The organism is Acidovorax sp. Root267 (assembly GCF_001429215.1).
GTDB classification, from domain to species: Bacteria; Pseudomonadota; Gammaproteobacteria; order Burkholderiales; family Burkholderiaceae_C; genus Acidovorax; species Acidovorax radicis.
In genome coordinates, this window is record NZ_LMJC01000004.1 from 89,965 (window position 1) to 108,770 (window position 18,806).

The 18,806-nt window shown below is 63.8% G+C and carries 23 protein-coding genes; 3 read left to right on the plus strand and 20 right to left on the minus strand.

Annotation, left to right across the window (positions count from 1 at the left end; genetic code table 11):
- Positions 1-2: 2 nt before the first annotated feature.
- The 16 genes from ASE39_RS06395 to ASE39_RS06465 all read right to left on the minus strand — a co-directional run bounded on the left by ASE39_RS06395 (position 3) and on the right by ASE39_RS06465 (position 11,376).
- Positions 3-2,249, minus strand: coding sequence for a hypothetical protein (locus ASE39_RS06395; protein WP_057270589.1), 2,247 nt, complete (start codon positions 2,247-2,249; stop codon positions 3-5).
- Between the two features lie 5 nt (positions 2,250-2,254).
- The gene (locus tag ASE39_RS06400; RefSeq protein WP_057270590.1) at positions 2,255-3,466 is read right to left on the minus strand and encodes a phage tail protein; all 1,212 of its coding nucleotides are present in this window, start codon (positions 3,464-3,466) and stop codon (positions 2,255-2,257) included.
- Complete coding sequence (locus ASE39_RS06405; RefSeq protein WP_057270591.1) at positions 3,459-4,400, minus strand: baseplate J/gp47 family protein; 942 nt, start codon at positions 4,398-4,400, stop codon at positions 3,459-3,461. The genes ASE39_RS06400 and ASE39_RS06405 overlap by 8 nt, the downstream gene beginning before the upstream one ends.
- On the minus strand, positions 4,397-4,747 hold the full coding sequence (locus ASE39_RS06410; RefSeq protein ID WP_057270592.1) for a GPW/gp25 family protein: 351 nt from the start codon (positions 4,745-4,747) through the stop codon (positions 4,397-4,399). Before ASE39_RS06410 ends, ASE39_RS06405 begins: the two co-directional genes overlap by 4 nt.
- Positions 4,744-5,340, minus strand: a complete 597-nt coding sequence (locus tag ASE39_RS06415; protein ID WP_057270593.1) for a phage baseplate assembly protein V — start codon at positions 5,338-5,340, stop codon at positions 4,744-4,746. Before ASE39_RS06415 ends, ASE39_RS06410 begins: the two co-directional genes overlap by 4 nt.
- A 75-nt stretch (positions 5,341-5,415) precedes the next feature.
- Positions 5,416-5,877 (minus strand): phage virion morphogenesis protein, encoded by a 462-nt coding sequence (locus ASE39_RS06420; RefSeq protein WP_057270594.1) that lies wholly within the window; start codon positions 5,875-5,877, stop codon positions 5,416-5,418.
- A gap of 104 nt (positions 5,878-5,981) precedes the next feature.
- On the minus strand, positions 5,982-6,476 hold the full coding sequence (locus tag ASE39_RS06425) for a phage tail protein (protein WP_057270595.1): 495 nt from the start codon (positions 6,474-6,476) through the stop codon (positions 5,982-5,984).
- Entirely contained in the window at positions 6,460-7,017 is a 558-nt protein-coding gene (locus ASE39_RS06430; protein WP_057270596.1) for a DUF2514 family protein, read from the minus strand. Before ASE39_RS06430 ends, ASE39_RS06425 begins: the two co-directional genes overlap by 17 nt.
- Before the next feature lies 1 nt (position 7,018).
- Entirely contained in the window at positions 7,019-7,153 is a 135-nt protein-coding gene (locus ASE39_RS27260) for a hypothetical protein (protein ID WP_282434122.1), read from the minus strand.
- Positions 7,135-7,707, minus strand: coding sequence for a hypothetical protein (locus tag ASE39_RS06435; protein WP_057270597.1), 573 nt, complete (start codon positions 7,705-7,707; stop codon positions 7,135-7,137). Before ASE39_RS06435 ends, ASE39_RS27260 begins: the two co-directional genes overlap by 19 nt.
- Entirely contained in the window at positions 7,704-7,931 is a 228-nt protein-coding gene (locus tag ASE39_RS06440) for a hypothetical protein (RefSeq protein WP_057270647.1), read from the minus strand. The genes ASE39_RS06435 and ASE39_RS06440 overlap by 4 nt, the downstream gene beginning before the upstream one ends.
- A 5-nt stretch (positions 7,932-7,936) precedes the next feature.
- On the minus strand, positions 7,937-8,140 hold the full coding sequence (locus tag ASE39_RS06445) for a tail protein X (RefSeq protein ID WP_057270598.1): 204 nt from the start codon (positions 8,138-8,140) through the stop codon (positions 7,937-7,939).
- Entirely contained in the window at positions 8,140-8,604 is a 465-nt protein-coding gene (locus ASE39_RS06450; RefSeq protein WP_057270599.1) for a head completion/stabilization protein, read from the minus strand. The genes ASE39_RS06445 and ASE39_RS06450 overlap by 1 nt, the downstream gene beginning before the upstream one ends.
- Positions 8,605-8,708: 104 nt before the next feature.
- Entirely contained in the window at positions 8,709-9,410 is a 702-nt protein-coding gene (gpM, locus tag ASE39_RS06455; RefSeq protein WP_057270600.1) for a phage terminase small subunit, read from the minus strand.
- An 11-nt stretch (positions 9,411-9,421) separates the two neighbouring features.
- On the minus strand, positions 9,422-10,432 hold the full coding sequence (locus tag ASE39_RS06460; protein ID WP_057270601.1) for a phage major capsid protein, P2 family: 1,011 nt from the start codon (positions 10,430-10,432) through the stop codon (positions 9,422-9,424).
- A gap of 71 nt (positions 10,433-10,503) precedes the next feature.
- A complete protein-coding gene (locus ASE39_RS06465) occupies positions 10,504-11,376 on the minus strand; it encodes a GPO family capsid scaffolding protein (protein WP_010465846.1) in 873 nt (290 codons plus the stop codon).
- 90 nt (positions 11,377-11,466) lie between these two features.
- Between ASE39_RS06465 and ASE39_RS06470 the strand changes: the two genes are divergently transcribed.
- Positions 11,467-13,344, plus strand: coding sequence for a terminase ATPase subunit family protein (locus ASE39_RS06470; RefSeq protein WP_140426700.1), 1,878 nt, complete (start codon positions 11,467-11,469; stop codon positions 13,342-13,344).
- Positions 13,344-14,399, plus strand: coding sequence for a phage portal protein (locus tag ASE39_RS06475; RefSeq protein WP_057270602.1), 1,056 nt, complete (start codon positions 13,344-13,346; stop codon positions 14,397-14,399). The genes ASE39_RS06470 and ASE39_RS06475 overlap by 1 nt, the downstream gene beginning before the upstream one ends.
- 380 nt (positions 14,400-14,779) lie before the next feature.
- Here ASE39_RS06475 and ASE39_RS06480 read toward each other — a convergent pair whose 3' ends face one another.
- The 3 genes from ASE39_RS06480 to umuD all read right to left on the minus strand — a co-directional run bounded on the left by ASE39_RS06480 (position 14,780) and on the right by umuD (position 17,483).
- Positions 14,780-15,337, minus strand: a complete 558-nt coding sequence (locus tag ASE39_RS06480) for a hypothetical protein (RefSeq protein ID WP_140426701.1) — start codon at positions 15,335-15,337, stop codon at positions 14,780-14,782.
- A gap of 430 nt (positions 15,338-15,767) precedes the next feature.
- Entirely contained in the window at positions 15,768-17,066 is a 1,299-nt protein-coding gene (locus ASE39_RS06485; RefSeq protein WP_057270604.1) for a Y-family DNA polymerase, read from the minus strand.
- Between the two features lie 27 nt (positions 17,067-17,093).
- Positions 17,094-17,483, minus strand: a complete 390-nt coding sequence (umuD, locus tag ASE39_RS06490; protein WP_242421371.1) for a translesion error-prone DNA polymerase V autoproteolytic subunit — start codon at positions 17,481-17,483, stop codon at positions 17,094-17,096.
- A 420-nt stretch (positions 17,484-17,903) separates the two neighbouring features.
- Between umuD and ASE39_RS06495 the strand changes: the two genes are divergently transcribed.
- On the plus strand, positions 17,904-18,209 hold the full coding sequence (locus ASE39_RS06495) for a single-stranded DNA-binding protein (RefSeq protein WP_057224953.1): 306 nt from the start codon (positions 17,904-17,906) through the stop codon (positions 18,207-18,209).
- Between the two features lie 49 nt (positions 18,210-18,258).
- On the opposite strand, the gene ASE39_RS25685 is transcribed toward ASE39_RS06495, so the two are convergent.
- A complete protein-coding gene (locus ASE39_RS25685; protein ID WP_082615348.1) occupies positions 18,259-18,459 on the minus strand; it encodes a hypothetical protein in 201 nt (66 codons plus the stop codon).
- Positions 18,460-18,806: the final 347 nt, after the last annotated feature.

Below are 18,806 nucleotides of genomic sequence, written 5' to 3' on the forward strand. Positions count from 1 at the left end.
GCTTACAGCGCCAGGTCGTAGCGCTCGGCCACGTGCCAGGGGTTTGCGCCCGTCACGCCCGCGCCGTCGATGCGGATGCGGTACGCGCCGGTATTGGCGCCCAGGGCAAACCGGAACTCGCGCCACAGGCTGCGGCCGTCCACAACTTCATCGCGGAACGAGGTGGCGGGCACGGTGGCGGCGCCCACGATCAGGCGGCAGTCCACCGTATGACCAGCGGCGGCGCTGAAGTCTTCGAGCAGCAGCCGCACCCGGATGTTCTGCGATGGGGTGCCCAACAGGCGGTCGGTGCTGACGTGCACAAAGGCCGTGCCACGGCGGCGCACCGTGACCTGGGCATTGCCAGGGCGAACTGCGGGCATCAGGTCCTGGGTGCCGATGAACACCGCGCGCAGCGGCACCAGGGCCGCCCCACCGAAGGCGGGCGGGGTGTCGGGCGTGACGGGGCGCCACAGGCCGCCCGTCTGGTATTCCCACACCAGGCGGCAACCGGCCGGCACGGCGCTGTCATAGAGCAAGTCCAGCTCTTGCACACCGCCCGCCAGCTGCAGCGGCTGCATCTGCACCACCGCGCGGGGCGAAACGAACCGGGCGAAGTTCAGGCGCAGCATCAGGTCGCGCTCTGCCGCCTGGGTGAAGTAGGCCCCGTCTTGGGTGTACATCAGAATGCCCTGGGTGTATTCCGTGCCCTCGGTGAAGCCCACGCGGTGGCCCGCGCCGGTCACCAGTGCCACCGCATAGCGCTTGCCCGCTTCCACCAGCAGCGGGTCGGGCAAGGCCACCTTGAGCCAGCCAGCCGTGACGGAACCCGGCGCCAGGGTGGCGCGGGAAAGCACCTTTTCCATATCGGGCTGGCCCAGGGCGGCCTCGGTCACCAGCACGGTGAGGCCCCCGGCCGCGTCGGCGCTGGTCACAAAGATTTCCACGCTGGTGAGCCAGCCCGTTTGCGCCATCAGCACGGTTTGCGCGAGCACGGAGCCCTGCACCACGTAGTTTGTGGTCACCATGTCCCAATAGGGTTCTTCCCAGCGGTCCACCCACATGCGCGTGACGCGCAGGAACTGGTGGTCGATGTTGGCCCGCGCTTGGTCGGCCGGGTCCACCGTCCACACTTCATCCCCCCGGCGCAGGATGCCGGTTACCGGGTCGTAAACACCGGATTTCCAGAATGCGCTGTTGGTGCAGTAGGTGAGCGTTTCACCCGTGCGCACGCGCTCGCGGCTCAGGGTCTTTTGCACCGCGTTGAGGGTCTGGTACTGGTATTGATTGATGGCCAGCTCGCCCGCGCGGGTTTCCATGCGCAGGCGGGTGACTTCATCGAATGCGGGCAGCATCAGCCCCGCCGCGCTGGTGCGGGCCTCGGGGTCCATGGGGTTGAGCAGCGACAGGGTGCCGGTCTGCTGCGCAGCGATGGGCGGCCGGATGCCCTCGAATGCGTCGGCGCTGTATGCCGCGTGGGTGGTTTCGCTCTCGCCCGTGTCGAGGAAGTGGTCCCCGCCGTAGAACTTGTAGTCGTCGGGGATTTCCATCCGCTCCTTTAGCTTGGCCATGTCCACGCCCAGCTGGGCCACGTGTTCAAGGCTGGCGCGGGTGGACAGGTCCGAAGCCAGGCCCGCGATGTCGCTCATGATGTGAGCGATGCGCGGCTCGGCCGCAAGAATCCAGCCCTCTGCCGTGCGCAAGCGGGCATCCACGCGCTGCAGGTTGGGCAGGCGGCGGCCTTCGGCCAGCACCACCTCTTGCACGCCGGTGGGCGACAGGCGAACGTGCGCGATCAGCGTGTACCCGGTGGGCGGCTCGGGGCGCTCAGGTGTGGGGGACTCCAGGCCCTGGGCAATGTGCACGGTGGCAACGCGGCGGCGCTGCATGGCCACGGCCTGGGGTTCCACCTCGCGGGTCTGCAGGTCGATCAGGAAGTCGCGCGGCTCAATGCTGGTGTCTTCTTCCTGGCCAAACACGCTGACGGCCACCCACTTTTGATCCTGCAAAGGGAGCATGGCGAACACGGATTGCACCTGTGCAACGTCCAGCGCGTACACCTTGCCCGTGGGGCCGTCATACAGGCGGCCCACGGCCACTTCCAGCTCGGTGGCACTGCGGCCGGACACGGTCAGGCCCACAAACTGGCGCTCGCTGGTGATGGCGTCGCTGACGATGTGGCGGCGGGCTTCGTCGCCCCAGGCCTGGGTGTTGTTGAGGTCGGCGGCCTGCAGCTCTTGGCGGTCGCGATAGATGACGCTTAGTTCCATGGGGGTTAGCTCCTGTTGATGGTTTGACCGGCCAGCACGGCACCGGCTTTGTAAATACGGCTGGCGCGCGCGGTGGCATGCAGCCGCGTGCGCACCAGCACCTTGTCGTGTGCGGCCCGCGCCCAGTCCATGGCGTCGAGCACCGGGGCCATGCGCTCGCGGGCACCCCCGGCCGACAGCGCGGTATTCATAGCGCTGCCCGCCATGGCGAAGGGCTGGCGCTGCTCTGGCATGCGCACATGGGCCAACGCGATGAATGGCGGGCTGGAAAGGCGGGTGAAGCCCAGGTAGGAGGGGCCGTGCTTGGGCACGTTGGCCACGGCCGGGTCGTGCAGCCGGATGCGGGCATACATGCGCCGGGCGCTGTCGCTGCGTACGGTGAAGCCCGCGAGGGGCAGGCCCGCGCACAGCACATGCGGGCGCGGTGCGCGCTCGGCCACGGGCTCGGCATCGGGGGACAGGGGCGCCATGGACGGCGCCATTTGCTTGAGCGTGAGCAGCTGCAGGCGCTCGCGGTAGTTCACGTTCTGCACACGCCAGTAGCGGTTGGACGCATCGGCGCGGCTGGCCACGCCCTGCAGCGGCTGGCCCAGGTGCTGGCCACGGGCCACAGCGCGGCGGGCCAGGTCCACCGTGGCGGTGTGCTCTTGGTCCATGGCGCTCCAGCCGTGGGTTGTGAGTGGCAACACCTGGCCGGTGGGGTAGCGGATTTCTGCGCGCACAGCGCTGCGGGCCATGGCGGCGGTTCGCGCTGGTGGCTCTGCGCCCGTGCCCACGTAGCCGTGGCCCAGCATCAGGCCCTCGCAGGCCGCGCGCTCACGCTGGCTGTAGATCCGCATTTCTGGGTGGGCGGCCAGCCATTTGGCGCGGCTCTCTCCATCCCAGAAGCCCAGGAAGGTTTTGGCGGGCGGCATTTCCAGGCGCTCGATGCGGGCACCGGCCAGGCGGGCCAGTTTGCGCAGGCCGCGCGGGGTGCCGATGAGGGCATGCAAGCGCGGGCTGGCCGCGATCACGGCGCGGCGCTCGGCCTCGCCCTGGGGCCACACGGGCACGTCTTCGGCCAGGCCCATGTGCGGCAGCAGGTGCGCGGGGATGCGCGCGGGATCTTGCAACGTCGAAAGCGCAGAGTCGCCCACGGTCCACGGTCCCATTGCCGACGATGCCGCGCGCTCCAGGGGCGTGGCGTTGGGCGGCAGCAGGTGGTGGCGGTCAGTCATGGCGCGCCTGTGGTGTAACGGTGATGGACGTGATGACGGGCACTTCACCGGCACCAGCTGCAATGTCGGCGGCGGGCGTGGCCAGCACCGCGTCGCGGATGCCTTCGCCCATGAGGGCGGCCAACAGGGCGGCGCGTGTCACGTCCACGCGGAACGCTGCGCGCAGTCCCAGCTGGCGCACGCGCTGGGCGGCAGCTGCGGCCAGCACGGCGCCATCGGGGCCAGGCGGGTGCACCAGGGTCGCGGCCACGGCCAGCGGCAGCACGCGGGCGGCTGTCACGTCTACATCCACCGTCAGGGGGCGCACGTCTTCGGCCAGCAGCGCGGCTTCGGTCTGGCCCACGATGGCGTCGCCTGGCACTGCCACCCGCCAGCACATCGAATTAGCGCCCGCCTCGGGGTGTTCGCCAAACAGTGCGCGGCCGATGGCCTGCTGCTGGGCGTCCACGTCTTCAACACGGGCGGCCACGCGGGCCAGCAGGGAGACTTTGACGCGGCCGGGGCGGTCGGACCAAACGTCCACCTGGCGCACGTCCACCGATACGGACAGCGCGCGCAGGCGCCAGCTTGTTGGACTGCCAGCGGCCGACAGGGCGTGATAGCCCATCAGCACACGCGATTGCAGACGTTCGTCGTCTTCACCGGGCAGGCGCGCCAGGTCATAGCGGGCGGCCAGGTTGTCCAGGTCGGTGCCCACGGCCCAACCCAGCATGACGGCGCGGGCGGCATCGTTGATGCGGGCGCGGATCAGCAGCTCGCGGTAGGCGGCCACTTGTAGCAGCTTGGCGAGGGGTTCGCTTTCAAGGTCGATCACCTGGGCTGCATCGGGGTACAGGCGCAGCAGGTCGGCGCGCAGCTCGGCAAGCACGGTTTCGTAGTCGAGGGTTTCGACCACGGCAGGGCGGGGCAGTGCGGACAGGTCGAGGGTGTTCATGGGGCGCGGCCCGTTACGGATACGTTCAGAGACAGCGGGCCAACACGGCCGCGCTGGTCGTAGGTGCCGTGCAGGCGAAACAGCACGGCGCCGGGGCGGTTGGCCTCGCGCAAGGATTCGATGCGCGACAGCCGGAAACGTGGCTCCCAACGCATCAAGGCGCTGGCCACTGCCGCATAGACGCGCACCTGGGTGGGCAGGTTGTCGGGGTGGTCGATCAGCTCGGGCACCAGCGAGCCGTACTCGCGCCGCATGACGCGCGAGCCAATGGGCGTCGTCAGAATGTCGCCCAGGGACTGGCGCAGGTGGTCCAGGCCGGTGATGGATTGGCCGGTGGTGCGGTTCATACGGGTGGGTCCGTTTCTTCGCCGCCGCGCTTCACGCCGGGGTGCAGGTGGTTCACCAGGCTGATGTCTTGCGCCAGTACATCGGGCGTGACCTTGAGGCCTTCGCCGTTGAGCGTTGCGGTCGCGCCCCCGGCTTTCATCACGATGGCATCGGGCGTGATCTGGATAGACGACTCCATCACGCGCAAAAGAATGCTTGTGATTGCTGCCAGCGTGAATTCGCCGGACGTGGCGTCGTGTTCCATGTAGCCAGCACCGCCGAACTCCATGCGGAACAGTTCGGGGTTTTCGCTGACCTGGGGGTTTGCGTCGCTGTAGGCACCGGGCAGCACCACGGCGTTCATGAGGTCGCCGCCCGGCGCGAGCATCAGGCACTGCTCGCCCACCTTGGGCGGCCACCACACGCTACCGGCTTCACCGGCCGCGCGGCCCGTTACCCAGGGAATCCAGTTGGTCGTGATGTTGCCGCAGCGGATGCGGCAGCGCGCGGGTCGGCCGGTGCGCACTTCGGCAATGGTCCCCACCCGTGCGATGTTCTCCAGGCGGCGCAGGATTTCAAACGGAGATTCGGGCTGATCAATGGGGCGATCCATGCATTTGATGGTGCCCGCGCGTGCGCGATAAAGCACGCGGTTTGCCCTGTGTGCGCGATGCACACATGCAGCAGTTCAACCGCCCGCGATGTGTGAAAGCAAACGGTCCTGCAGCCGCTTGGTGAAGTTGTCGGAAATGCCCAGCAGCGGGCGCGCAGGGTAGTCGTATTGCGGGCCGCCCGGCTTCACGCTGTCACGCAGGCCGAAGTGATGCACCCGCGCTATGCGCTCGGTGCGGCCGGTGAAGGCCACCACCGCATCGCCGCCATCGACGTGGCCGCGCAAGTGCTTGGCGCCGGCCAGCTTTGCAAACAGGCGTTGGGCGTTGCGCTTGCGCAGCTGCCCGCCCTGGTCGCGCAGCGGGTTCTTGCGCGGCGCCCAGGCTTCACCGTCCGGGCCGTGCTGCGCGCGGATGGTGGCGGCGTTTTCGCGGCGCAGCTCGCGCGCAATGTCGAGCGCCAGTTTGCGGCGCTCTCCATCGGTGAGGCGGTCTAGCAGGGGTTGCAGCCACCCTTCCAGCTCCATGAAATCGGCCATGTGTCAGCTTTCCCCGCGCTGGCGGGCACGCACCCAGCGGCGCCAGCGGCCACGGATGCGCTGGTATCCCTCCCACACCAGAAAGCAGGCAGTGAACAGGTATTTCATCGGGCGGCGTAGTCCCATTCGGCCAGCTTCTCGTCGCGCAGGAACACTTCCCAATGCTCGGCCTGCAGGATCGCCAGCGGTGGCGGTGGTTCCTTGGGGTGGATCAGGTCCAACGCACCGGCCGGGCCGTTGGCACGCGGGCGGGCGATAACGCGCTCTGTCAGCTCCAGCTCGATCTGCAGGTCGATGGCCTTGGGGTTCAGATACTCGGCCTCGAAACGGATGGCGCGGGCGCGGCGCTCGGGGTTGTCGAACACCTCGGGCTGATTGCGCTTCATCCAGCCCACCAACGGGGCCATGACGGCATCGGCGTGGCCTGCATAGTCAAGCAGCAGCGCGCGCAGGGTGTAGGAGTACTCAAACGACAGCGCATCGGTGCCGGTGTGCATGACCCGGCCGCCCGTGATGAAGATGGCGAGTTTCTGCGGGTCTTTCTTGAGCGCAGGCAATGCCTTGGTCAGCGTCTCGCGCAGGCTATTCGGTTTTTCCACTTTGGGCGGCCTCCGTCATTGCGCGGGCGCTGTCGTAGGCGCGCTCGCAGGCAAGGCCACGGGTACGGGCGGTGTCAGCGACGTGCGCCAGCTCTCCCGCTCTGTCGTCAGCGCGTCGCTGCAGGTCGGCAAGCAGTTCGGCGGGGGCGGTGTCTGGCGCGCACTGGCCGGCAGCGGCGCGAGCCTGGGCGGCGGTACGGTGCTGGGTGAGGTAGTCGGCAAGGTCGCGCTGCATCCGGTTGCGAGCATCCAGGGCGCGAGCGCGGCCATCATCAGCAACAGCCAGCGCGGCCTGCGCTTCGGTGTCGTTTTTGGCAATTTCGTCACGGTGCTTGTCTCCAAGTTTGCGATAGCGCTCTGAGGTTTTGAGCGCAGACAGCGCGGCGGCGGTGCGCTCGGTCTGCAGGGTGGTCTGGGTGTGGGCGGTTTCCAGCTGCGCTTCGGCCAGGCGCAGGGTCTGCATCAGCAGCCCGAAGCCCAGGCCCAGCCCGAGGGCGATGGCGGTGTATTTCCAGACGTTGGCGCGCAGGGTGGTCAGCATGTCAGCACAGCCCGTGCGGGTGGCCGCCGCAGAAGGTGAAGTACAGGGCCGCGAGGCCTGCGACTGCCAGCAGCACCAGCACCACGGCCGTGATGGCCATGACCTTGACGGCTTTTTTCAGAGCATCGACACACATTTGGCATGCCTCCTTTGTTGACGGGTCCACACGCCCTTGCAGCCCTGCGGCCCCCAGTTCTGCGGCAGGCGGCAGTCTCGGCCGGCCTGAAACCGCCAGGTCAGCAGGGCCTCACACGCCCCCGGGTAGTTGCCCCGAAGCAGCCAGGTGCGAGGGGAACCAGGCTTGCGCCAATTGCCGATGCCGTACTGGCCCACGAAGTCCTCGTAGAGGTCGTATTCGCCCTGATAGAGCGACACCCCCGGCAGGCTGGCTTTGAACCGCTTTTCATCCTGGGTGTGCAGGTTGCGGGCGAGCTGCTGGGCGCGCTGGCGCGGAATGGGGGGGTCAGACAGGCGCACGGGCGTGCCGTCTTCGTAGCGGGTGGAACCGTGGCCGATGGTGGGCACATCGCCCTTTGTGGGGATGTAGGGCAGATGCACCACGGCGCCACCGGCTTCCACGCGGGTGGGGCCGTCGCCCTCGGAGGCGGTCCAGGCGGCGAAGCCAGCCGCCGACATGGTGAGGCAGGCCACGGCCACGCGGGCCAGGCCCTGGCGCAGGGCCGTGCTCATGGTTCCACTCCGTAAGCGGCGCGCTTGGCATTGCGTTCGGCGCGTTCATTGCGCCACTTCCACAGCAGGTAGGCCAGCTGGACACCCACGTAGAGGATGGTCAGCGCTGTGAGCGTGTGGCTCATGGTCCAGCCGTTAGCGGCCTGGTGGGCCACGACTGCGACAGGGGGCGAGGCCTTGGCGGTTTCCAGGCCCACGGCTTTGATGATGCTTTCTCGGTCCATGGTGGTCAGTCCCACAGGTTGATGGTTTGTTTTTGGGCTCGCTTGGGCGGGACAACGATCTGCACGACGGTGCCGACCGGCAGGCGCGGCCCCAGCTTGGCCAGGCCGGGGTTTGCGGCCAGCGTGGCCTCCACCACATCGGCCGTGGCGCCCGTGGTGCGGCGGCACAGTTCGTCCAGCATTTCGTGCTCTTGGGCAACGGCGCGCATCAGATGAGTTCCACGGTGGTGCGCGGCCGGCCCAGCATGTCGGCGACAGCCCAGCGCAGCCGGCGCTGGTGCTCTGCCACCTTCGCTTCAATGCGCTCGCGGATGCGTTCGGTTTTGCTGTCGTTGTGCGGCGTGGTGTCGGTTTCGCGGTACGCCTCGGCCAGCTCTGCCTGCACGTGCGCGTGGATGGCGCGCAGGTAGCGGCCGGCCTGGCGGCCGTCGCCGGCCACGGCCAGTGAGGCCACGCCCAGGGCGATCTGCTCGGCCTTGTAGCCGCGCAGCTCGCCGTTCACGGTGTCGATCGCGCTTTCGATGGCATCAGCCAGGCGCACGGCCGTGACCGTGCCATCCAGCAGGCACGACTCCCGGACCTTGGACGCGTCGATTTCCGGGAACCACGGGTCGTTGGTGACCTGGGCGTCCTCGGCTTCGATGGGCGGATTGGCGGTGGCAATGAAACTCATGGTGTGCGTTCAGGTGGCGGTGGTCCTGTGACTGCCTTTCGTGCGTTGCTTGCGCATTGCAGTGAGGCAGACACAGGAGCCGCCAGGGTGCGGGGTACGCTCGGTCAGGAGGCCGGCGCGGCGTTGGTCAAACGTCGCTCCATGCGCTCCATGTCTTTTTTCACGCCGACTTGCGCAAACAGCGTGTTCGCACGGGTGAAGTGCGCCATGGCCGCGCGGGCCTTGGTTTCCTCCACCGTTTTGTAGTCGGGCGTGTGGGTTGGGGTGCGGCCCACCAGGGCATAGCCGATGGCCTTGTGAAGCTTGGCGCGGGCTTGGTCTGGTGCGTCGTGGCTCTCGGTGAGCTGCGCCACTTCTGCCAGCACGCGCACCGCTTCGTCGCCAAACAGGTTCCCGTCCAGCGCCGCGGTGGCAGCCATGTCGATCAGGATCACGGCCGGGGTGCGCGAGTATTCCGGGGGCATGGCCATGCCGTTGGCGATCACATAGCCAGCCAGTTCCAGCGCGCGCCGCCAGGAACCCGTGTCCATATGCCAGACCATCAGCGTGGCCAGCACCATGTCGTGACCACCCTGGCCTCCCGCGAGGGCGCCGGTCAGGTATTCGTCGTAGGCGGGCATCAGTTCGCGCTTTGCCTCGATCTTGCGTTCGACCGACTGGATGCCGCGCAGCACGCGCTTGTGCTCAGCGAGCGCGCGCAGCATCAGTTCGTAGGCGCTGCCCCGGACCTCCTGGCCATGGGGCGCGGCCCTGGCCGACAGCTCAGCCAGCACGCGCAGTTTGTGGGCTTTTGCGGGGGAAGTCATGGGGCACCCGCTCAAACCAGCTCGATGTTTTCCAGCAGCACGGCCTTGCCCACGTTCTCCACCACATAGGCTTCGTTCACGCTTTCGTAGTTCTCGTAGCGGTCGCGCTTGGGGTTGTCGGTGAACATGCGGCGGCGGGTTTCCTCTTGCCAGTAGATGGACAGGTTGTCCCAGCTGGTGATGAGGACGGACGCACCAGGGAAGAAGGGCACCGCAGCGGCCTGCACGTTGCCGATGGCCTTCTGGCTCATGATGACCTGGGCGGCCAGTTCTTCGGTGGGCGCTTGCTTCACGTTGACCAGTGGGAAATACTTGTCATGCAACAGGTCGCGGCCCACCATCACCACCAGGCTGGTGTCGTTATGGAACCACGGGTCCATGAGGTTCAAGGCATCGAACACCAGCGCATCGAGGTTCTTGTAGTGGGCGCCTGCGGCGTCGCCCACCTTGATGGAACCGGCGCCGGCGGCGCCTTCGTCCATGACGCGCTCGGGCGCAGTCTCGCGCAGCTGCTGCAGCCAGCCCTTGTTGACGTCCTGCAGCATGGGGTTTGCCACGATGTCGGTTTCGGCTGCGGCAGAGGTGCCGTTGAAACCGACCATGATGCGGTCGAGTGCCTGGCGAATGATTAGTGCATCGCGCAGGCGCGGCTGAAAGTCCTTGAACTTCGCCCACATGTCGAGTTTTGCGTATTCCAGGTGGGTGTCGAAGTTCGTCTGCAGGGCGTGGTACTGCGTGGAGTCGAGGGCGGAAAGATCGCGGGTGGCGCGGTCCTTGAGCTTGGTGTTGGTGCGGCTGGCTGCAGGGCCACCGACACCCAGGCCCAGTTTCTGGCCCATCTGCTCGCGCACGGGCACGATATTGATGCGCTTGAGCACATCGGCGGATTCCTGGATCTTGCTTTCCAGCGTTTGAGTAACGGTAGGGGCCACCGTGAACTTTTGGTCTGTGCGTTCCACGCCGTTGAGGGCGGCGATTTGGCTGACGTAGGCATTGACGGCCTTGCGGGTAATGGGATGCATGTTTGGTTTCCGAGGTGGTGGATTGGGGATCTACTGGGGGAGCGATTGGGGGAATTGGGAGCGATTGGGGTTCAGCAATCGGTCTTTGCAACACCGTCGCCGCCGCTGGCAGGCGGGCGCGCGGTAAAGCCCGACTCGGGCGTTTCCTCCAGGCGTTTCACCAGGGCGTCATGCTTTCCCGTCAGCTCGGTGAATTTCTTGGCCAGGGTGTCGTGCTCGGTTTTCAAGTCGTCGTGTGCCTTTTCCTGCGTTTCGGCATAGGCGCCGAACGCTTCAAAGCCCTTGATGATTTCGGTGAACCGTGCGTCGTCATCCTTCGACTTGCCCTTGAACTTCTGCAACAGGCCGGACAGCACGGCGTTGAACTTGGACACGGCGCCCTCGGTCTCGGCGGATTCGTCATCCTCGAAAACCAGTTCCACTTCGATGGCTTCGGAGAACAGCACGTCCTTTCGGTCGCCGGCCTTGCGTGCAGAGAACATGCTTGCCTCGGGGTGCTGGGCTGCGAATTTCAGAGCCTCGGTGCCCAGGCTGGCGGGGGAATCGGTGACCGCCAGGCCGGTGAGATAGGCCTGATCGCTATCCGCGAACTTGGGGTGAATCTCGATGCTGGTGTAGATCTTCTGGCCGGCCTTGTTCATAGCCACCAGCTCGGGCAGCGGCTTGATCTGCGCGAACAGTGCCAGCTTGCCGTCTTCGACGTCGCGGGCCTCTACTGCAGTGACGTCGCCATAGGCGCGAAACGGGCTGTCCGGGTACAGGCTGCGGATGTGTTCCATCCAAACACGGGCGCCATATTTCGCCGGGCTGAAGGTCTTCGCCATCTGTTCGATTTGCTCGCGACTGATGGCGCGGCCATCGGTGGTGGCACCTTCGGTGGCCACACGGAAGAAGCGCGATTTTTGGGCCTTAGCTTCGGGCTTGTCGCTGGATTTCTGTGCCATGGTGATGGGGTTCCTCGGTTGCGTTGAGAGCGATGGTTTGCAGTAGTCGCCATCGTCTCGCTGTCGCGCGAACCCATCAATGAATGCCGCATGTGCAGCGTTCAGGCACATGCAGTAGGGCAGGGGAGCGTGTGCTTTTTCACAGCGTGGCGGCCCAAACTTGGCCCCATGCCCGCCGAAGCCATCGCCAAAGCCTTGCCCTTTTCAATCCTGCCCGGTGACGGCCTGGCGGCCGACAAGCGCCGCGCTGCGCGGCACCTTTACTGGCAGGGGTGGAGGGTCACAACCATTGCGGCCTATATCGAGGAACCGCGCTCCACCGTGCAGGGGTGGAAGGATGCCGAAGAGTGGGACAAGGCGCAACCCGTGGACCGGGTGGAGGCAGTGATTGAAACCCGCATGGCACAGCTTGTCATGAAGGACAACAAGACTGGAGGCGACTACAAGGAAATTGACCTGCTGGGCCGCCAGATTGAACGCCTGGCCCGCGTACACAAGTACGAGAAGACGGGCAAGGAGGCGGACCTTAACCCTGCGATCAACCGCCGCAATGACAAGCCCAAGAAACAGCCCGACCGCAACCACTTCGATGAGAACGAACACCAGCAGTTGCTGGACTGTTTCGCGGGTTCCTTGTTCGGGTATCAGAAGACTTGGCGCGCGGCACACGATCAGCGCACGCGGTTCATTCTCAAGTCGCGGCAGATTGGCGCGACGTGGTATTTCGCCCGGGAGGCCCTGGCCGATGCGCTGGAGACTGGGCGCAATCAAATTTTCTTGTCGGCATCGAAGGCCCAGGCGCACATTTTTAAGCAGTACATCATCGCGTTCGCCAAAGAGGCTTGCGGGGTGGAGCTGTCGGGCGATCCCATTGTTTTGAGCAATGGCGCAACGCTGTATTTTCTGGGGACCAACGCGCTGACGGCGCAGGGCTACCACGGCAATTTTTACTTTGACGAGTGCTTTTGGACGCGCAAGTTTGACGAACTCAACAAGGTGGCTTCGGGCATGGCCATGCACAAGCATTGGCGCAAAACCTATTTCTCCACACCCAGCAGCATCCAGCACCCGGCCTACGCGCTGTGGAGCGGGGACCGCTACAACAGGAAGCGCGCGAAGGCCGACCGCATCAAGCTCGATCTGTCGCACGCGCACCTGGGCGGCGGCTTCACGGGTGAAGACAAGATTTGGCGCCAGATCGTCACGATCTTGGACGCCATGCACGGCGGGTGCAACCTGTTCGACATTGAGGAACTGCGCCACGAGTACAGCCCCGAGGAATTCGCCAACCTGTTGATGTGCGGGTTCATGGACGACACGTTCAGCATCTTCCCATTGACAGAGCTGCAGGACTGCATGGTCGATAGCTGGGTGGAGTGGAGCGACGTGCACCAGCTGGCAATGCGGCCGTTTGGCTATCGGCCGGTGTGGGTGGGCTATGACCCTTCGCGCACTGGCGATTCTGCCGGCCTGGTGGTGTTGGCACCGCCAGCAACGCCTGGCGGCAAATTCCGGGTGCTGGAAACACAGCAGTTTCGCGGGCTCGATTTTGAGGCCCAGGCCGACGCCATCAAAAAAATTACGGAGCGCTACAACGTGGCGCACATCGGCATCGACACCACGGGCATGGGTCGCGGTGTCTACGAGATCGTGAGCAAGTTTTTCCCTGCCGCGAAGGCAATCAACTACTCGGTCGAAGTCAAAACCATGCTGGTTTTGAAAGCCAAAAACATCATCAGCAAGGGCCGCCTTGAATTCGACAACGGAGCAACTGGCATCGACCTGGCGCAGGCCTTCATGTCCATCAAGCGCACCTTGACCGCCAGCGGTAGCCAGGCCACCTACACCGCCGGCCGCACCGAACAAACGGGCCACGCGGATCTTGCATGGGCCTGCATGCACGCCCTCGATAACGAACCGCTGGAAGGCATGACCGGCACCAACCAATCGACTATGGAGATTTTCTGATGACAGCTGGCGACAGCCTGGCCGACACGGCCGCCACCACACCGCCAGCGACGGGCGAGCGCTCGCAGATTGAGGCCTTCACCTTCGGCGAGCCCGCGCCAGTGATGCAAGGGGAAATGCTGGACTACGTGGAGAGCTGGCTTAATGGGAAGTGGTACGAGCCGCCCTTGAGCTGGGACGGCCTGGCCAAGTCGTTCCGCGCGAGCCCGCACCACGCGAGTGCGCTCTACGTGAAACGCAACGTCCTGGCCAGCACGTTCATCCCGCACAAGCTGCTGGACCGGGCGACGTTCAGCAAATTCGCGCTGGACTTTCTCACGTTCGGCAATTCCTACCTTGAGCGCCCACGCAATCGCCTGGGCGGGTCGCTGCAGCTGCGGCACTCCCTGGCCAAGTACATGCGGCGCGGTGGCGAGCTGGACAGGTATTTCTTCGTTCAGGGCTACAAGGATGAACACGAATTCAAGCGGGGGGCGGTGTTCCACCTAATGGAGCCTGATGTAAATCAGGAGGTGTACGGCCTGCCCGAGTACCTTGCAGCGCTGCAGTCGGCTTGGCTCAACGAGTCGGCCACCCTGTTCCGGCGCAAGTATTACAACAACGGTTCCCACGCGGGCTTCATCCTGTACCTGTCGGATGCAGCCCAGCAGCAAGGCGATGTGGATGCGCTGCGCGAGGCCCTGAAGAAGAGCAAGGGGCCGGGCAATTTCAAGAACCTGTTCATGCACGCGCCCAACGGCAAGAAGGATGGCATCCAGGTGATTCCGTTGTCCGAAGTGGCCGCGAAGGACGAGTTTTTCAACATCAAGAACGTGAGCCGCGACGACCTGCTGGCGGCCCACCGCATCCCGCCCCAGCTCATGGGGGTGGTGCCCAGCAATACCGGCGGGTTCGGTGCCGTGGCTCCAGCTGCCGAGGTGTTCGCGCGCAACGAGATTGAGCCACTGCAGGCCCGCTGTGCCGAGCTGAACGAATGGATAGGCGAGGAGGTGATGCGCTTCACCGAGTACCGCATCAAGTCCACCGACAGTAGCGCAGACGGCAGCAGCAAGTAGCCGGCCCACCCCGATACAGGCCACCCCATGCGGTGGCCTTTTTTGCGCCCATGCGCAGGCGCTCGCCCCATCCACTCCTAACTCCTGCCGGCCCGCCCGAGGTCCCTTGACGGCCCCGTGGCGGGCCTGCGGACGCATCCCCAGGGCTGGCCGGCCCCCGGCCGCCGCACCCCACCCAGCCATCCCGGCGCGCAGTCGAGACCCCGCCGCGCCTGCCCGCTTAATGTCCCGCTTTCGTCGGGGGTGTCGGCCCCTGTCAGCGCAAAGCCTAGCGCGGACTCGCGGACAGATTTTGGATGGCTTCACATGACGAGATTTGACGGAATTTTCTGCCCTGTCGATGGACGAACCGCAGCCACGCTATCGCGCCCCAAATTTAGTTAAGGCGCACTGAGGTGAGTGTTCGGAACCTCGATAAAAACGTCATCCGAAGGTTCTTCTGCCTGTCCAACAGCACGGAATAGAACTCTTTTTTGTGCAACATCTTCTATATTTATCGCCTTCACCTCGGCCTCGGCGGCTTCCCTCGAATTGGGCACTGGGTTCATGTCGTCACCCACAAGCCCAGAAGGCTCAGGGAGGGATTTTCTAGAGTGGACGAGGTTAACTCTCTCAATAATATCTGTCAGGGCCCTGGGATCCCTAAAAAGTCTCGAATCAGTTATTACGCTTATGTCACCAGATTTTACTTCTGTGGACTTGGCATTGCTTAGCTCGCTGTCAAACCTTCCCTTATCCCAGTAATAGAGAATCAAAAAAGCTATAATCAAGGTGACGCCTAGCATCGCATAGCCAGATGCCTTATCCTGCTGGAGAAGCATGACCGACCCAATAGCAAGGATTGACATAAAAACGACTAGGGCGACCAGTGGTGTTTGGCTTCTCTCTGGTGACAGGGTGATATTCGTTTTGGTTGTTGATTTATTTGATAGCATCATCAACCCTGCTTTATTGTGATGTTGCCGTTTGCGCCTTTTGTGGCTGCAAAGCCCGGGAAATGTCGTTCCGCCCACGGTGTAGGAAGTAGGAAGAACTTTATTATATTTATTGCGTCACCCGAATAGTGAATTCGACAGTCATTTCCTATGCGGCAATTTATTAGTTCAAACTTTCCGCTGGCAATCATAATGTCGCAATTATCGAATCGGCATGTTTGAAATGAATATCCGTGCAAATGAATATGCTGATCGGTGTACCACAGATTTTTTGCGATAACTAATCCAGAAGGTGTATTGAAACTTGAAAGTACTCCAGCTGCATCCATTGGGTTTCCAGCGCTGCTAAGAATTCCACCGCTCATCTTTAGATCCTCAGATAACTCGTGCCACTTGGCAGAAGCTTGTTGTTTGAAAGTTACTGTTACTAACATTATGCTCGAGCAATCGGCACATCGTCCCAGCAGGTGGTGTAAGCAGGCGTCCGCCTTTCTTGCTTCATACCCCAAGTCCGGGTCTGGTTGTCCACCCCTGTGCTGGCAACGTGTACCGTCCCTTTTCCGTATCGACCATTGAGCGCATCAAGCGCTACCATCAGGCGCGAGCGGTCGCGCCCATCTTCATCTTCCAAATCCAGCTCGCCCTGCAGAACGCTCCCAGGCGCAAGGTCCAGCAGCATCACCCCAGCTTTTGCCATCTTGTAGCCCGGTTCGTAGATTCGCCGCATGCCCGTCGCAGCGGCGCGCACTAATTGGCTGGTGTCGGCCGTGGGGCGGCGCAGTGGCACCACCACGCTGCGATTGAAGCGAGGCCCAGGGCGAAATGGCGAGGTGTGCGCGAACACCAACACTTGGCTGGCCACGCCGCCTTGCTTGCGCAATTTCTCGGCCGCTCTGCTTGCAAACTCACTGACGGCCTCCAGCAGCGCTGGGAGGTCCGCCACAGCCCGACCGAAAGACCGCGTACATGCAATCTCCTGTTTGGGCGCGGGTGCATCGTCCAGCGCGATGCACTCCATGCCCTGCAGCTCGCGCACGGTGCGCTCAAGCACCACGCTCCAGCGCCTGCGCACGGTTGCCGGGTCCATGCGTGCCAGGTCCAGCACCGTGTGCACGCCACCTTCGTGCAGTTGTGTGGCATTCTTTCGGCCCACGCCCCATACATCCTCAACCAGCGTTGCCGCTAAAACATCGTCAAGATCCTGGGCGGGGAGGGCGGCTAGGTTGCACACCTGGGCCAGCTCGGCAGGGTAGCTGCCGGGCTTGCGCTCGGCGGTCTTGGCGATGTGGTTCGCCAGCTTGGCGAGGGTTTTGGTCTTGGCAATGCCTATGCCGCACGGGATGCCCACCCACTGATTGATGCGGTCTCGGATTGCGTGGCTGCGCTTTGTCAAATCGCCGCGCAACCCCTGCAGCCCGATGAAACTTTCGTCTATGGAATAGATTTCCTGCGTCGGTCCCAGGCCCGCCGCGAGGCTCATCATTCGGTCGCTCATATCGCCGTACAAGACAAAATTCGCGCTCAACGCCACAAGCCCGTGGCTATGTTCCAAGTGCTGTATTTGGAACCAGGGCGCGCCCATCTTGATTCCGAGCGCCTTCGCCTCATTGGAGCGCGCTACGGCGCAGCCGTCGTTGTTGCTCAGTACGACCACAGGACGGCCATTTAGGGACGGCCGAAAGACACGTTCACAGGAAACGTAGAAGTTGTTCCCATCGACCAGTGCGTACATGTGTGTGCACTCGCAAGCGCCCGCGGTTCAGGTGATAAATCGTTTCACGCACGCAGTGACCACCCCCCAGACCTCGATGGTCTGACCGTCACGCGGCACGATGTCTGGGAACGTTGGGTTTGCCGCTTTTAGTTTGACGCGACCTGCCCGTAGCACGAGATATTTCACGGTGAATTCGCCATCCACCACGGCCACGACGATCTGGCCATTGCTGGGTTTTATCGCCTTGTCCACCACGATCCAATCGCCATCATCAATCCCTGCATCTCGCATGGATAGACCCGAAACGCCCATGATATGCGTGGCCTGGGGGTGCCTGATGAGCTTTGCCGCCAGGTCAATGCGGGTTGCGCCGAAGTCTTCGGAAGGGGATGGGAATCCTGCACGTACACACCCGTTTGCCAGCGGCAGAGGCATTGGACTGCACTCCACCGGGGTTGGACTTCGAGGCATATAAATACTGTGCATTTATACAGTATACCGCCACGAAATAAAACGGGGAGGTGTTCTAAGCGCCCGGCGCATGCGCTGGCCGTGGGACAATCCCCCTTCTGGTGCCATGGGGCAACTTTTGGGGCAACTCGAAGCAGATTTCGGCTTTTGCTAAGTGTTCATGCGGGGTCTGGGTTCAAGTGTGAATCCCGCCACGCCGACCATTGATCGCAAAAGCCCAGAACCGAAAGGTTCTGGGCTTTTTTGCTGGCGCCGTGAAATCGGTGCCGTGAATTGCCGTGGTGGCTAGGGCTCTCGCACTTCCCGCGGTCCACCTCAGGTGCTCACAAACAACCGCCCTCGTTGCTACGTGCGCCCAGTGCGTCTTCGGGGTCAAGGACTCACATGATCGATGGATTGGTGTCAGGGCGCCTGTATGGCGATGCCGAGCAGCGTACCGACAAGACGGGCAAGCTCTTCACCGTGGCCAAGGTGCGCGCCAGCACGGCCGATGGCGAGACGTTGTTCGTGAATGTGATCGCATTTGACAGCGATGTTCGCGCGTCCCTGCACCACTTGCGCGATGGCGATGCGCTGGCCCTCGCCGGTAGCTTGGTGCCCAAGGTCTGGACCGACAAGCAGGGCGTCACCCGGCCTGCGCTGGACATGGTGGCGCATCGGGTGCTCACCGTGGCTGACAACGAGCATTGAGGTTCAGCCTCGGCGAGTTGCGCTGACGCCATGGCTGGGGCGGCCCGGATCAGCGAGGTTTTTTGGGGGCAGGCTCGCCTTGCTTGAACCCCAGTGCATGAAGTTCTTCTTCGCTCAAGTGCAGCTCGGTCAATTCGGGTTGCCGCGCTTCGATCGTACGCCGCCGTTCGTAATTGGTGGGAGGGCCTTTTTCCTCTTGCCGGCGGTCCGTGCCGCTGCGCCTTTCGCTTGTGGATCTGCGTTCTGTCATGGTGATGTCTCCGTGGTTGCGGTGGAGCTGGTCTCCTCACGGCTATCTCATCTCGCTGGAGTCTGCCTCCGGATCGCGGGTTTGAAAACAAAAAAATCACCGTAGACGCTCGATCGGGCCCGACGCGAAGGCAGGGTCCGGCACGGTGAGCCAGCATGAGCTTCCACGCAGTATGTCTTTCAGGCGTTTCATACCTCCGGTCAACCGCCAAGCATGCGTGCCGCTGCTACTGAGCCTGTCTGAAACGGCCCGCTTCAGGCGCTCGCCCTATGTTGGTGAGGCCGTGCACCGCATTGATGCGAGATCGCAGGGCCCACGCAGACAGCCGTGGAGCACGACCTCTCGAA